Origin of the sequence: Amycolatopsis plumensis (genome assembly GCF_042652605.1) — a bacterium.
Classification (GTDB): domain Bacteria; phylum Actinomycetota; class Actinomycetes; order Mycobacteriales; family Pseudonocardiaceae; genus Amycolatopsis; species Amycolatopsis plumensis.
Genome location: NZ_JBHSJY010000001.1, coordinates 9,548,028 through 9,560,844, shown reverse-complemented (window position 1 = coordinate 9,560,844; position 12,817 = coordinate 9,548,028). Strand labels below are relative to the sequence as shown.

General features: G+C 71.3%; 12 protein-coding genes. 8 read left to right on the top strand and 4 right to left on the bottom strand.

The features are described from left to right. The first annotated feature begins 3 nt into the window (after positions 1-3). Together ACFPLC_RS46210 and ACFPLC_RS46205 are read left to right on the top strand one after the other, a co-directional pair. Positions 4-1,332, top strand: coding sequence for a PepSY-associated TM helix domain-containing protein (locus ACFPLC_RS46210; protein ID WP_378207889.1), 1,329 nt, complete (start codon positions 4-6; stop codon positions 1,330-1,332). Further along, positions 1,329-1,928: a DUF5134 domain-containing protein gene (locus ACFPLC_RS46205; RefSeq protein WP_378207886.1), complete on the top strand. Its 600-nt coding sequence runs from the start codon at positions 1,329-1,331 to the stop codon at positions 1,926-1,928. The genes ACFPLC_RS46210 and ACFPLC_RS46205 overlap by 4 nt, the downstream gene beginning before the upstream one ends. Before the next feature lies 1 nt (position 1,929). Here ACFPLC_RS46205 and ACFPLC_RS46200 read toward each other — a convergent pair whose 3' ends face one another. Then, positions 1,930-2,148, bottom strand: a complete 219-nt coding sequence (locus ACFPLC_RS46200) for a hypothetical protein (protein WP_378207883.1) — start codon at positions 2,146-2,148, stop codon at positions 1,930-1,932. A 205-nt stretch (positions 2,149-2,353) separates the two neighbouring features. Between ACFPLC_RS46200 and ACFPLC_RS46195 the strand changes: the two genes are divergently transcribed. Beyond that, positions 2,354-4,633: a heavy metal translocating P-type ATPase gene (locus ACFPLC_RS46195; RefSeq protein ID WP_378207881.1), complete on the top strand. Its 2,280-nt coding sequence runs from the start codon at positions 2,354-2,356 to the stop codon at positions 4,631-4,633. A gap of 16 nt (positions 4,634-4,649) precedes the next feature. Here ACFPLC_RS46195 and ACFPLC_RS46190 read toward each other — a convergent pair whose 3' ends face one another. After that, on the bottom strand, positions 4,650-5,381 hold the full coding sequence (locus ACFPLC_RS46190; RefSeq protein ID WP_378207878.1) for a zf-HC2 domain-containing protein: 732 nt from the start codon (positions 5,379-5,381) through the stop codon (positions 4,650-4,652). A 62-nt stretch (positions 5,382-5,443) separates the two neighbouring features. Between ACFPLC_RS46190 and sigC the strand changes: the two genes are divergently transcribed. Further along, entirely contained in the window at positions 5,444-6,010 is a 567-nt protein-coding gene (gene sigC, locus ACFPLC_RS46185; protein ID WP_378207875.1) for an RNA polymerase sigma factor SigC, read from the top strand. A gap of 27 nt (positions 6,011-6,037) precedes the next feature. On the opposite strand, the gene ACFPLC_RS46180 is transcribed toward sigC, so the two are convergent. Continuing rightward, positions 6,038-6,613 (bottom strand): sigma-70 family RNA polymerase sigma factor, encoded by a 576-nt coding sequence (locus tag ACFPLC_RS46180; RefSeq protein ID WP_378207872.1) that lies wholly within the window; start codon positions 6,611-6,613, stop codon positions 6,038-6,040. A 145-nt stretch (positions 6,614-6,758) separates the two neighbouring features. Between ACFPLC_RS46180 and ACFPLC_RS46175 the strand changes: the two genes are divergently transcribed. The 4 genes from ACFPLC_RS46175 to ACFPLC_RS46160 all read left to right on the top strand — a co-directional run bounded on the left by ACFPLC_RS46175 (position 6,759) and on the right by ACFPLC_RS46160 (position 11,327). After that, on the top strand, positions 6,759-6,965 hold the full coding sequence (locus tag ACFPLC_RS46175) for a heavy-metal-associated domain-containing protein (protein WP_378207869.1): 207 nt from the start codon (positions 6,759-6,761) through the stop codon (positions 6,963-6,965). Then, positions 6,962-9,376, top strand: coding sequence for a heavy metal translocating P-type ATPase (locus ACFPLC_RS46170; protein ID WP_465251645.1), 2,415 nt, complete (start codon positions 6,962-6,964; stop codon positions 9,374-9,376). Before ACFPLC_RS46175 ends, ACFPLC_RS46170 begins: the two co-directional genes overlap by 4 nt. A gap of 305 nt (positions 9,377-9,681) precedes the next feature. Beyond that, positions 9,682-10,269 carry a copper resistance CopC family protein gene (locus ACFPLC_RS46165; RefSeq protein ID WP_378207863.1) on the top strand — a complete coding sequence of 196 codons (588 nt, stop codon included), beginning with the start codon at positions 9,682-9,684 and terminating at the stop codon, positions 10,267-10,269. Between the two features lie 2 nt (positions 10,270-10,271). Further along, entirely contained in the window at positions 10,272-11,327 is a 1,056-nt protein-coding gene (locus tag ACFPLC_RS46160; RefSeq protein WP_378207860.1) for a HupE/UreJ family protein, read from the top strand. A gap of 264 nt (positions 11,328-11,591) precedes the next feature. On the opposite strand, the gene ACFPLC_RS46155 is transcribed toward ACFPLC_RS46160, so the two are convergent. Continuing rightward, positions 11,592-12,551, bottom strand: a complete 960-nt coding sequence (locus tag ACFPLC_RS46155) for a sporulation protein (RefSeq protein ID WP_378207857.1) — start codon at positions 12,549-12,551, stop codon at positions 11,592-11,594. Positions 12,552-12,817 lie beyond the last annotated feature (266 nt).

The window sequence follows — 12,817 nt, the reverse complement described above, 5'->3', positions numbered from 1 at the left end:
TCGATGTCCGTCGACCAGAATGAAGAGCACGCGGCCGAGGCACCGGCGCAGCCCCGATTCACCTGGGCCGCGGTGCGCCCGTTGCTGGTGCGCCTGCATTTCTACGCCGGGGTGTTCGTCGGCCCGTTCCTCCTCGCCGCCGCCGTGACCGGGCTGGCCTACATCTGGACCCCACAGCTCGAGCAGGCGGTCTACGACCGTGAACTGCACGTCCCGGCCGCGCCCGGGGTCGTCTCGCTGGACGAGCAGACCGCGATCGCGAAGGCTGCGGTCCCGGACGGAACCGTCACAGGCGTCCGACCGGGGCCGAGCGCGACCGACACGACGCAGGTCATCTTCGATCGGCCTGGCCTCGAACCCAGCTATCACCACACCGTGTTCGTCGATCCGCACACCGGGGAGATCCGCGGGCAGCTGGAGACTTACGGCTCGAGCCAGGCGATGCCGGTGCGCGGGTGGATCGACACCCTGCACAGCAGCCTGCAGCTCGGCGATTTCGGTCGTTTGTACAGCGAACTCGCGGCGAGCTGGCTGTGGATCGTCGTATTGGCCGGGATCGCGCTGTGGATCGGCAGCCGGAAGCGGAACGCGTCCCGCAGTGCGCGTGGCCGGCTGTTGTCATGGCATCGCACGACCGGGCTGGTGATCGCGGCGGGACTGCTGTTCCTGTCCGCGACCGGGCTCACGTGGTCCGAGCACGCGGGCGCAAGCGTCAGTGAGCTGCGGGCGGAGCTGGACTGGACGACACCGTCGGTGTCGACCGCGTTGCCGGCCGCGGCACCTCAGGGCGAAGCCGGGCTGGACGCGGTCCGGGCGGCGACGCGGCAGGCCGGCCTGTCCGGCCCGGTGGAGATCCGCCCGCCCGCCAAGCCCGGCAAGGCTTATGTGGTGGCGCAGATCGGCCGGAGCTGGCCGACGAAGGCGGACTCGATGGCCGTCGATCCGGCCACGGCGCAGATCACCGACACGCTCCGGTTCGCCGACTACTCCCTGGCGGCGAAGCTGAGCCGATGGGGCATCGACGCGCACATGGGCCTGTTGTTCGGTGTCGCGAACCAGATCGTGCTCACTGCGCTGGCGGTCGCGCTGGTGTGCGTGATCGTGTGGGGTTACCGGATGTGGTGGCTGCGCCGGCCCACCCGTGGCGGGGGCCGCGTCGGACGGCCACCGGCACGTGGAGCGTGGCGGCGGATTCCCGGCCGGGTGCTCGCCCCGGTCCTGGTGGTCACCGCCGTGGTGGGCTACTACCTGCCGGTGTTCGGGTTGTCCCTGCTGGCTTTCCTCGTCGCAGACCTGATCGTCGGCATCCGCCGTCAGGAGGTCCAGGCGTGATCGAACCGACCGGACTGCGCTGGATTCTCACGGCCGTGTTCGCGGCGGCCGGCGCGTTCTGCCTCTACCGCTGTGTCCGGCAGGGACCGCTGATGAGCCGGATCGCCGACGTGCTGCACGCGGCGATGTGCGCGGCGATGATCGCCATGGCCTGGCCGGCGACGATGAGCGTCGCCCGGGTGCCGCAGCTGGTCCTGTTCGCCTGCGCCGCGATGTGGTTCGCCGTGGTCACCGTGCGGGGCGCGGCGGTGCACTGCAGCCGGTGGCAGTCCGGCTACCACGCCGTGATGATGGCCGCGATGGCGTGGATGGTGTTCGCCATGCCCAGCGCCATGGCGAGCGGCTCGGGGACGATGGACATGTCCGGGCACCACGGCGGTTCCACGGCCATGACGTCGACAGCCGGTAGTACGCCGGCCGACGTGCTGATCGTCGCACTGGTTCTCGCGGCGGTGTTCGGCCTGGCCGGGATCGCGTTCCTGGCCAGGGCGATCGACGGCGTGCGCGTCGCCCGGCCGTCCGTGCGGACGGCCGGGTGGGGTGCCGACGGCCTGATGGGCCTCGGCACCACCCTGATGCTGCTGGCGATGCTGTGACTCAGGCCGGGGACAGGAGCGTGTCGAGCACACCGGTCTTGATGTCGGCGACCAGGACTTCCAGCTGCTCGACGCTCATTTCGATCTTCTGGCCGAAGTCGTCGGTGATGACGATCCCGCGCTCGGCGGGAGCGTCCTCGGCCACGTACAGCTCGGGACAGCCGCAGTTGCACTGCCCGCAGAACGTCGCGATGTGACGTAAGGAGGAATTCTCGGTCATGGTCGTTCTCCTCGGCTCGTGAGGGCACGTCGGTCACTGCCACCGGTCCAGTAGTCGGACGCGGGTTCGGACTGGTTCCCGCGTCCTCCGAAGTGGTGACAGCCCCCGCGAGGATGACCAGGCGACGGACGTGCGTATTCTCGGTCGCGGTCACGCGCTGTCGCTGCCACCGACTTCCGACAGCAGCCGCAGACCCCGGAGAACCATGTCGTCCGAGACGATCGCCCCCACCGCGCAGAGCGTCGAACTCGCGGTGGGCGGCATGACGTGCGCCGCCTGCGCGGCGCGAGTGGAGCGCAAGCTCAACAAGCTGGACGGCGTTCGCGCGACGGTGAACTACGCGACCGAACGCGCCACCGTCCGCTGCCCACCCGAGTTCGACCCCGAAGCGCTGACCTCCGCTGTCGCCGCCGCCGGGTACACCGCCGAGATCCGCCGAGGTGCCGCCCACGATGCGCGGCAGCAGGACGCACACGCCGCGCGCGTCCGCGACCTGCGCCGCCGGCTCGGGGTGGCGATGCTGCTCTCGATTCCGCTCGGCAACCTCTCGATCGCCCTGGCTTTGGTGCCGTCGCTGCGGTTCCCGTTCTGGGAGCTGCTGTGTCTCGTGCTGGCGACACCGGTCGTGTTCTGGGCGGCGGCACCGTTCCACCGGGCGGCGTGGCGGAACCTGCGGCACGGCTCGTCCAGTATGGACAGTCTGGTGTCGCTCGGGGTGTTCGCCAGCTACGGCTGGTCGGCGTGGTCGGTGCTCTTCGGTGGTTCGGGCGCGGCCGGGTACTGGCTGGGGTTCGGGACGACGGCGGCCGGGGCGGACTCGGTGTACCTGGACGTCGCTGCCGGTGTGACGACCTTCCTGCTCGCCGGGCGCTACTTCGAAACCCGCGCGCGGCGCGCCGCGGGTGACCTGCTGCGCGCCCTGGACGCGTTGGCGGCCAAGGACGTCCGGGTGCTCCGCGATGGTGCGGAGGTCACCGTGGCGGTGGCCCACCTGGCGCGGGGTGACGAGTTCGTGGCCCGGCCGGGGGAGAAGATCGCCGCTGACGGCGAGGTCGTCCTCGGCATGTCGACTGTGGATGTCGCGGCGGTGACCGGTGAGCCGGTCCCGATCGAGGTCGCCCCCGGAACGCGGGTGATCGGCGGCAGCATCAACCGCAGCGGCCGGCTCGTCGTGCGTGCCAACGAGGTCGGGGCGAACACCCAGCTGGCGCAGATGAGCGCGCTGGCCGAGCGGGCGCAGGAACGCAAGGCCGCCGTGCAGCGGCTGGTCGACCTGATTTGCGCGGTGTTCGTGCCGGTCGTGCTGGGGATTGCCGCTGCGACCCTGTCCGCGTGGTTGCTGGCCGGTCAGCCGGCCAGGGCCGGGTTCGGCGCGGCGGTGTCGGTCCTGATCATCGCCTGCCCGTGCGCGCTCGGGCTGGCCACGCCGACCGCGCTGATGGTGGGCGTCGGGCGCGGCGCGCAGCTGGGGATCCTCGTGAAGGGCCCGGACGCCCTCGAGGCCAGTCGCCGCGTCGACACGGTGGTCCTCGACAAGACCGGCACCGTCACCAGCGGGCGGATGACCGTGACTGAGGTCCGCCCGCTGGCCAGCCGAACCGAGCACGAGGTGCTCCGGGTGGCCGCGGCCGTGGAGGCCGCGTCGGAGCACCCCATCGCCGCCGCGGTGGTCGCCCGGGCGGCGCTCGATGCTCCGCCCGAGGTCACCGACTTCGTGGCCCTGCCGGGTCTGGGGGCGTCCGGGGTCGTCGACGGCGTGCCCGTGCTCGTGGGCCGTGCGCGGCTGCTGGTGGAGAACGGCGTCGACGTGCCGCCCGCGGTCGCGGCGGAGGTCGCCGCCGCGGAAGCTCTCGGCAGCACGGTCGTCCTGGCCGCGTGCGCCGCCGAGGTGGCCGGGCTGCTGGTGGTGCGCGACGAGGTCAAGCCGTCGGCGGCCGAAGCCGTGCGCGCGTTGCACGAGATGGGGCTGCGTACCGTGCTGCTCACCGGCGACAACGACGTGACGGCGAGGGCCGTGGCGGCCGAGGTCGGGATCGGCGACGTGCGAGCCGGAGTGCTGCCGACGGAGAAGGCATCCGTGATCGAGCGGCTGCGGGCCGGCGGGCACCGGGTGGCGATGGTCGGTGACGGCATCAACGACGCACCCGCCCTCGCGACCGCGGACCTGGGGCTGGGCATCGCCACCGGCACCGACATCGCGCTGCGCGCGGCCGACCTCATCCTCGTGCGCGACGACCTGCGGGTCGTGCCGGACGCGCTGCGGCTGGCGCACCGGACACTCGGCACGATCCGCGGGAACCTCGCCTGGGCGTTCGGCTACAACCTCGCCGCAATCCCCGTCGCCGCGTTCGGACTGCTCAACCCGCTCATCGCGGGTGCGGCGATGTCGCTGTCATCCGTGCTGGTCGTCTCGAACAGCCTGCGGCTGCGCGGCTTCGCCAGTATCGATCCCGCCGTCGGCGAGGACACCGATCCCGATCACTGACCCGTGCCGTGGCGGGTCAGGCTGCGCGGCGGCTCGCCGGGAGATGCGGGAACCGGCGCCGCGGGCCGCGTTCGCCTCGGACCGGGGCCGGGCCGGGCAGCCGGACGTCGTCGTGGGTGGTGGTTTCCCCGTGCGTGCTCGGACCCGGTACCGGTGTCCGGCGGTGCTGCTGCCGGACGGCGTACAGCAACCCGACCCCGGCCACCACCAGCCCGTGCGAGAGCACCCGGCCCACGGTCACGCGGCCGTCTGCGAGATCGATGCCCGACGTCACGCCGAGGACCACGATGAAGCCGGTCAGCGCCGGCAGCAAGCCGGTGGCGGTCGCGGGCCGCGCCGCCGCCCACAGCAGGCCGAGCCCGATGGCGAAGTTCCAGGCCGCGCTCTCGTTGCCCAGGTGCACGGCCATGGCCATCATGCCGCCGTGCCCGGCGTGGCCCACGTCGGTGCCCAACAGTTCGGCGAGCCCGAGGCCGCACTGGACGAGCGCGACCAGCGCGAGGGCGATCCGCAGGCCCCAGCGCTGCCCCGACGGCGCCGGGACCTCGGTGAGAATGCGCTCGGTCAGGTCCGGCACTGCGGGTGCTTGGCGCACCATCATCAGACGCCGGAGCCGGACCGCGTTGTCCTGCCAGGCCAGGCAGTCCGGGCAGCCGCCGAGGTGGCGGTCGACGACCGGATCCGGCAGCGGACCAGCCTCGCCGTCGATCCTCGCCGAGAGCGCTTCACGGAAGTCGGAGCAGTTCACCCCTACATAGTCGCGCGGTTGCCGCGTCGAGTTCCCGCCGGTGTGGGTTACGGTGTCGTCTCGTGAACTCCAGCCGGGATCGTGACGACGAGCGGATCACCGCGCTCGCCCTCGCCGCCGCGCGCGGCGACCACCGGGCGTTCGAGGAATGGGTCCGCGCGACCCAGGCCGACGTCTGGCGGTTCGTCGCCCACCTGGCCGACACGGGGCTCGCCGACGACCTCACCCAGGAGACCTACGCCCGCGCGGTGACCGCGCTCACCCGGTTCGCCGGGCGCTCGACGTCGCGGACCTGGCTGCTGGCGATCGCACGGCGCGTCGTCGTCGACCACTTCCGGGCCCGCGCGGCCCGGCCGCAGCTTTCCAGGCAGGACTGGGAAACGGCCATCGAGAACCATGCGGTCCGCGGTCACACGGCCGGGTTCGAGGACGTTGTCGAGGTCAACCTGCTGTTGAGCGGTCTCGACGACGACCGGAGGGAAGCGCTCGTGCTGACCCAGGTGCTGGGCTACACCTACGCCGAGGCCGCCGAAGTCTGCGGTTGCCCGCACGGCACCGTGCGCTCGCGCGTAGCGCGCGCCCGCGAGGATCTGCTGGCCGCCCGCGACCAGCACGGCAACGCGATCTGACATCGTCCAAACTGGACACTCTGCTGATCAGCCGACGGCCGGATATCCCGGTCGGGCACCGGCCATCGCGGTGAGGAGGTCCTCCCGCGCACGGGCCACCCGGGAGCGGATCGTGCCGACCGGGCAGCCGCAGACCTGCGCGGCGTCCGCATAGGACAGTCCCAGCGTCTGGGTGAGCACGAACGCGTCGCGCCGGTCCGGGTCGAGAGCGCGGACCAGCTGGTCGAGGACGACCTGCTCATCGATCCGCTCCGCACCGCCGGGCTCGGCGCGGTCCGCGGCGGCCTCCCAGTCGGTCACCGAGGCCCGCCGCGGGCGGACCTGGAGAGCGCGGATGTGGTCGGCGACCGCGCGCCGGGCGATCGACAGCAGCCAGGTCCGGGCCGAGGAGTCACCCTTGAACCGCGGCAGGCTGCGCAACGCACGCAGATACGTCTCCTGGCTCAGGTCGTCGGCGGACTGCGGATCGCTGAGCCCGGCGACGAACCGCCAGAGGTACGGCTGGGTGGCACGGAGGAACCGCTCGAGGGCCGCGGAGTCGCCGCGCCCGGCAAGCAGCGCCCATCGCGTGATCTCGGCATCGTCCGCGCGTTCGGGGCTCACACCCGCTACTACGTCGCCTGCGCCGATCCGGTTGAAAACGATCTTGGAAACCCGCGGGAACCAGCCGGCCCGCGCGGCCGACCTTTGTCATCGCCAGGCTCCTGATTTGTCATGACACGGCCTCAGGCCGGGAAGGTGGACGACGATGACCCAGACGACCTACGGGGTGACCGGGATGACCTGCGGGCACTGCGCCAGTTCGGTCCGTGAGGAGCTCGGCGAGCTGCCCGGCGTCCGCGAGGTCGACGTCGACCTCGGCACCGGCAGCGTCCTGGTCACCAGCGAGGCCGCCCTCGAACACGCCCAGGTCGAGCAGGCGATCCGGGTCGCCGGTTACCAGCTCGTCCGATGACCACCGGTGGCCGTCATGCCGGCTTCACGCAAGGTCGCGGCGGTACTGGGACTGGTGTTCGGCCTGGTCTGGCCAGCCCACAGCCGCGTCGGCCCGATCCCGTCACCGCCCCGATCCGGGCCGTCGACCCCGGCCGGCTCGATGTCCGGGATGCGGTCGCCGCGCCGGCGCCCGCCGGTCCGGGGATCGAGCTGGCGATCGGCGGCATGACCTGCGGGTCGTGCGCCGCCCGCATCGAGCGCAAGCTCAACCGGCTCGACGGCGTGTCGGCCAACGTCAACTACGCGACGGAGAAGGCCCTCGTGCGGATGCCGCCGACGATGACCGTCGACGACGTCGTCAGCACGATCGAGGCGGCCGGATACACCGCCGCGCCGCCGGCGCCACCCGAGCCCGAAGAAAACGCTTCCGAACCGGCCGATGCCCCGCGCCGTCGTCTCCAGTTGTCGGTGCTGCTCGGGACGCCGGTCATTCTGCTGGCGATGGTGCCGGTGCTGCAGTTCCCCGCCTGGCAGTGGGTTTCCCTCGCCCTGGCCACTCCCGTGGTTGTGTGGGGTTCGTGGCCGCTGCATCGCGCAGCCTGGACCAACCTCCGCCACGCCACCGCGACCATGGACACTCTGGTCTCGATGGGCGTGACCGCGGCCTACCTCTGGTCGCTCTACGCACTGTTCTTAGGCGGGGCCGGCGTCATCGGCATGCGGCACGAGTTCACGCTCTTCGCCGGCCACGACGTCGACGGTATTTACTTCGAGGTCGCCACCGGCGTCACGCTGTTCATCCTGGCAGGCCGGTTCTTCGAGGCCCGGTCCCGCCGCCGCGCCGGCGCAGCGCTGCGAGCACTGCTCGACCTCGGCGCCAAGTCCGTCGCCGTCCTCCGCGACGGCCGCGAAGAGCGCGTCCCGATCGACCGGCTGCGCGTCGGCGACCTGTTCGTCGTCCGGCCCGGCGAGAAAATCGCCACCGACGGCGTGGTTGTCGACGGCGCCTCCGCCGTCGACCTCACCCTGGTCACCGGGGAGGCCGTGCCGGTCGAGGTCGCGGCCGGCGCTGAGGTGGTCGGTGCGACGGTCAGCATGAGCGGACGGCTCGTCGTGCGGGCGACCCGCGTCGGCGCCGAGACGCGGCTCGCGCGCATCGCCGCCATGGTCGAACGGGCCCAGAGCGGCAAGGCCGACGTCCAGCGGCTTGCCGACCGGGTGTCCGCCGTGTTCGTGCCCATCGTCATCGCGCTTTCGGTGGCGACGCTGGGGTTCTGGCTCGTCTCCGGCGCCGGGAGCGGCGTGGCGTTCACCGCCGCGGTGGCCGTGCTGATCATCGCGTGCCCGTGTGCGCTCGGCCTGGCCACGCCGACCGCCCTGCTCGTGGGTACCGGTCGCGGCGCCCAGCTCGGCGTGCTGGTCAAGGGCCCGGAGATGCTCGAGTCGACACGGCGGGTCGACACCGTCGTGCTCGACAAAACCGGCACCGTGACCACCGGGAAGATGACGCTGGCCGGGATCAAGACCGCCGACAACGTTCCGCCCGACCTCGCTTTGCAGCTCGCCGGAGCCCTGGAAAGCGCCTCCGAGCACCCGATCGCCGTCGCGGTCACCGACGCGGCGCGTCGCCGGTTCGGCGACGTCGGGCAAGTCCGCGAATTCCGGGCCGTCGCCGGGTACGGCGTGCTCGGCCGGGTTGACGGCCACCGCGTCGTCGTCGGGCGGCCCGAACTCCTGCAACGGCTCTCGGTCCGGGTGCCCTCGACCCTGATCAAGGTGAAGCAGCAGGCCGAACGGGCCGGGAACACCGCGGTGATCCTCGCCTGGGACGGCTATGCCCACGCCGTCCTCGTGGTCGCGGATACGGTCAAGCCGACCTCGGCGCCCGCGGTGTTCCAGCTGCGCCGGCTCGGTCTGTCGCCGGTGCTGCTCACCGGCGACAACGAGGCCGTCGCCCAGGCGATCGGGAAGGAAGCCGGCATCACCGAGGTGATCGCCGGTGTCACGCCGGAGCAGAAGGTCGAAGTGATCGCCGACCTCAAGGCGCAGGGCCGGGTCGTCGCGATGATCGGCGACGGCGTCAACGACGCCGCCGCCCTCGCGACCGCCGATCTCGGCGTGGCCATCGGCACCGGCACCGACGCGGCCATCGAAGCCGCGGACCTCACCCTGGTCCGCGGTGACCTGATGGCCGCCGTCGACGCGATCCGGCTCTCCCGCCGGACCCTGGCCACCATCAAGGCCAACCTGTTCTGGGCGCTGGCCTACAACGTGGCGGCATTGCCGCTGGCGGCCGCCGGTCTGCTCAACCCGATGATCGCGGGCGCCGCCATGGCCGCATCGAGTTGCCTGGTCGTCTCCAACAGCCTGCGGCTGGCCCGCTTCCGCGGCACCGCCGCACAGCCACCCCAGCTCGAACCACGGGCATGACACCAGCGGCGGGCCGGGAGACCCTCAGGAGCAGAGGTCCCCGGCCCGCCGCCGGCGTCGTGCGCACGGTCGCCGGCGAGTACGCGACCCCGAATCGCCGCGCGACGACTGTACGGTTGATCAGTCGCGTCACCCGACACGAAAGTTCCCATCCCCGGCGCACCCACGATGACCTCGGTGAACACGACCACATCGAAGATGCGGCCGAAGCCGGGGACGTGTAGACCAACACCTCGGGAACTAAAGGTACGTTTCCGACGACTACTGCACCGCACGGACTGTTCCGCCCCCGAAGGGACGCACCGATGAAGTTCAGGCACGTCGCCGCGGCCATGCTGGTCGCCGCCACGGCACTGCTGGCCACAGCGGCCCCGGCCGCCGCCCACGCCGGACTCAAGAGCAGCAACCCGGCTGAAGGCGCTTCGCTGGCTACTGCGCCGTCGAAGATCGAGCTGACCTTCGGGGAAGCGGTGAAACCGGACACGATCACGGTGACCGGCGCGGACGGCACGAAGTGGGAAACCGGCGCGCCGACCGTCGTCGACGCCGTCGTCACCTTGCCGGTGACTCCGGCCGGACCGGCCGGCAAGTACGTCATCGCCTACAAGGTCACCTCCGCGGACGGCGACCCGGTTGCCGGCACGGTGAACTTCACCTTGACCGCCGCGGTCGCGCCCAGCACGTCGGCGGCTCCGACGACGTCCTCCTCGGCCGCCGCACCGAGCAGCAGCGCACCCGCTACGAGCGCCACGCCGCAACCGCAGGCGCAGAGCGACTCCGGTGGTGGGTTCCCGGCCTGGGGCTGGATCCTCGTCGTGATCGTGGTTCTCGCGGTGGTCGGCGGCGTGCTCGTCGCCCGCCGACGCGGTCCCTCGACGCCGAACGGGGAGTAACCGTGTTCGCTTCGCGTGTCATGCCCCGGCTGGCTGTCGGGATCGCCGTGCTCGTCTCCGTGGTCGTGTTCGCCCCGGCGGCGTCGGCGCACGGGATTTCCGGATCGGCCGCCGACAAGAGCACCCTCGAGTTCATCCCGCTCGGTATCGAGCACATGCTGCTGGGCTGGGACCACCTCCTGTTCATCGCCGGCATCGTCCTGCTCGCCGGGGAGCTTCGCCGCGCGGCGAAGCTGATCTCGGTGTTCGTGCTCGGGCACAGCACGACCCTGATCGCGGCGACCCTGGCCGGCTGGCGCGTCGACGCCACCGTCGTGGACATCGTCATCGCGCTCAGCCTCGTGTTCGTCGGCGTGGTCGGCTGGTTCGGCCGGCCCACCCGGTGGCGCTGGTTCGGCCTCGGCGTGTTCGCCTTCGGGCTCGTCCACGGCCTCGGCCTCTCGACGCGACTGCAGGACCTCGGCCTGCCCGAGGACGGCCTGTTCGGCCGGGTGATCGCGTTCAACGTCGGCGTCGAGATCGGACAGCTGCTGGCGATCGCGGTCATGATCGTCCTCGGCAAGCTCGCTGCCCGCGTGATCACCTGGTCGCGCGCCCACAAGGCCGCCCACGGCGGCCTCGTCGCCGCAGGCCTGGTCGCCGCAGTCGTGCTGAGCGTCGTCGCGGTGACCGCGGCCCCGGCCGACGCGATCGGCAGCTGCTCGGTCCGCCCGCGCACCGAGACCTACCCGGGCGGCGAAGGCGGGCATCCCGACCGGGATTTCTACGAACCCACCGAAGCGTTTCCGGCGACGGACTTCGGGCACGTGCTCGGTGACGGTTTCGTGCTGGTCCACTACCAGCCGACGATCACCCCGCAGGAGCTCACCGAGTTGCGCGCGTTCGTCACCGGCCCGGACGGCCAGCGCGTGATCGGCGGTGTCATGCCGCAGCAGACGGAGAAGATCAAGGCCATCAACGCTCGTACCACGCTGACCTGCGACCGGCTCGACATCGCCGCGCTGAAGGAGTTCAAGAGCCGCTGGTTCGCCGACCCGCAGTCACGACCGGCCGGCTGAACCCGGGTGATCGACGGTCCGGTGCCGGTGTGACCCATCAGCACCGGCGCCGGACCGCCGCCCTGCATCCGGTAAATCCCACGGGCCGTCCCTTGCCCGCTCTTCGAGGGTAGCTCCCGCTCGGGGCGCCAACACGACTTTCGTAGGGGTTATCGGACATCAGGGTTCGGTCCGGCCGCACCTCGCGGGATCACCACCCGACGCAGCACGACAGGCGGGGTGAGACCGGGTTCTGGTCTCACCCCGTCGTGCGTTTCCGGCTGCTCAGCCTTCGTCCCCGCCGTCTCCGTCGTCGCCGTCGAGCATCTCGCCCAGCAGCATGCCGCCCACGACACCGCCGGCGACCCCCGCTACCACGGCCCCCATCCCGGGCCCGCGCCGTTCCCGGTGCCCGTACCCGTGTTCTCCATAACCAGGCTGGCCGTAGCCCGGGTGGCCGTAGCCGGAGTGCATCATCTGGGCCTGCCGGGCCTCCACGACCTGGGCGAGCCAGTCGTGGATGCGGGCGGCCCAGTCCTGCTCCGCCGACTCCTCGTGCCCGGCCTGGAAGCGCCCCTGCCCACCGGCGCCGAACGCACCTGCGTGCCGGTCCGCGTCCAGCAGCACCGTGACCTCGGCGGGCGTGGTGACCAGCGTCAGGGTGACCATCTGGATCCGGCCGGCGAACTGGGCGGAGGGGTAGAAGTCGAGCTGCTGGAAGAACGGCAGTTCCTGCCGGACTCCGTAGGCCTGCCCCTGCTGCACCGTGGTGGACTTGAAGGTGAAGCCGAGCTGTCCGAACCCGTCCAGCACGGCATCCTGCGACTGTAGCGGTTCGACGATCACCGGGTCCAGGTCACCTTTGTCCACCGCCTTGGCGATCGACACCTCGGTCCGCAGCCCCAGTTCCATGCCGGGCAGCCGCTGACCGGACACCTCGGTCACCGGGGCTTCCCAAGGCAGCGGGATGGTGAAGGGGATGGTGCGCTGTTCCTTCGCGGCCAACCGGGTCGCACCAGCGACGACGACGCGGTGGAACTCCGTCTGCGACCGGCCGCCCCGGTCGTTGTGGACCTGAGTGGCCAGCGACAGTGCGATGTGCTCGATCTCGGCGTCGGCTTCGCCGCCGATCAGCCGCACCTCGCCGGTCAGCGGGGCACCCGGCCGGCATCGTGGGCCGGTCAGCACCGTGTCGACCGAAACACCGCCGACGCCGATCTTCTGCAGCATCTTCTTGAACACCATCCGAAGTTCTTCTCCTTGTTCTGTAATCGCTTGGCTACTGACAGTGTTGATGTGGTGACATGGAAAGGTTGGCGCGAGCCGCTTGCTGCGACGCATCACCGAAAGGCGCAGGGGTCAGGTGCCGATCAGCACCCGCAGATTCGGAGCGGCCGCTGGGCCAGGGGCGTCGTTCACATCCATCGCAACGCGCCTGCGCGGTCCATGGTTCCGGACAAAAAACCTAAATCTCTCACTGCGCGGAACAGCTGGTCGCTAGGTGTCGTCCG

Excerpts from the sequence above, each read along its gene's own strand:
- ACFPLC_RS46210 (WP_378207889.1), top strand. The coding sequence starts at position 4 with ATGTCCGTCGACCAGAATGAAGAGCACGCGGCCGAGGCACCGGCGCAG.
- ACFPLC_RS46200 (WP_378207883.1), bottom strand. The coding sequence starts at position 2,148 with ATGACCGAGAATTCCTCCTTACGTCACATCGCGACGTTCTGCGGGCAG.
- ACFPLC_RS46195 (WP_378207881.1), top strand. The coding sequence starts at position 2,354 with ATGTCGTCCGAGACGATCGCCCCCACCGCGCAGAGCGTCGAACTCGCG.
- ACFPLC_RS46175 (WP_378207869.1), top strand. The coding sequence starts at position 6,759 with ATGACCCAGACGACCTACGGGGTGACCGGGATGACCTGCGGGCACTGC.
- ACFPLC_RS46170 (WP_465251645.1), top strand. The coding sequence starts at position 6,962 with ATGACCACCGGTGGCCGTCATGCCGGCTTCACGCAAGGTCGCGGCGGT.
- ACFPLC_RS46165 (WP_378207863.1), top strand. The coding sequence starts at position 9,682 with ATGAAGTTCAGGCACGTCGCCGCGGCCATGCTGGTCGCCGCCACGGCA.
- ACFPLC_RS46155 (WP_378207857.1), bottom strand. The coding sequence starts at position 12,551 with ATGGTGTTCAAGAAGATGCTGCAGAAGATCGGCGTCGGCGGTGTTTCG.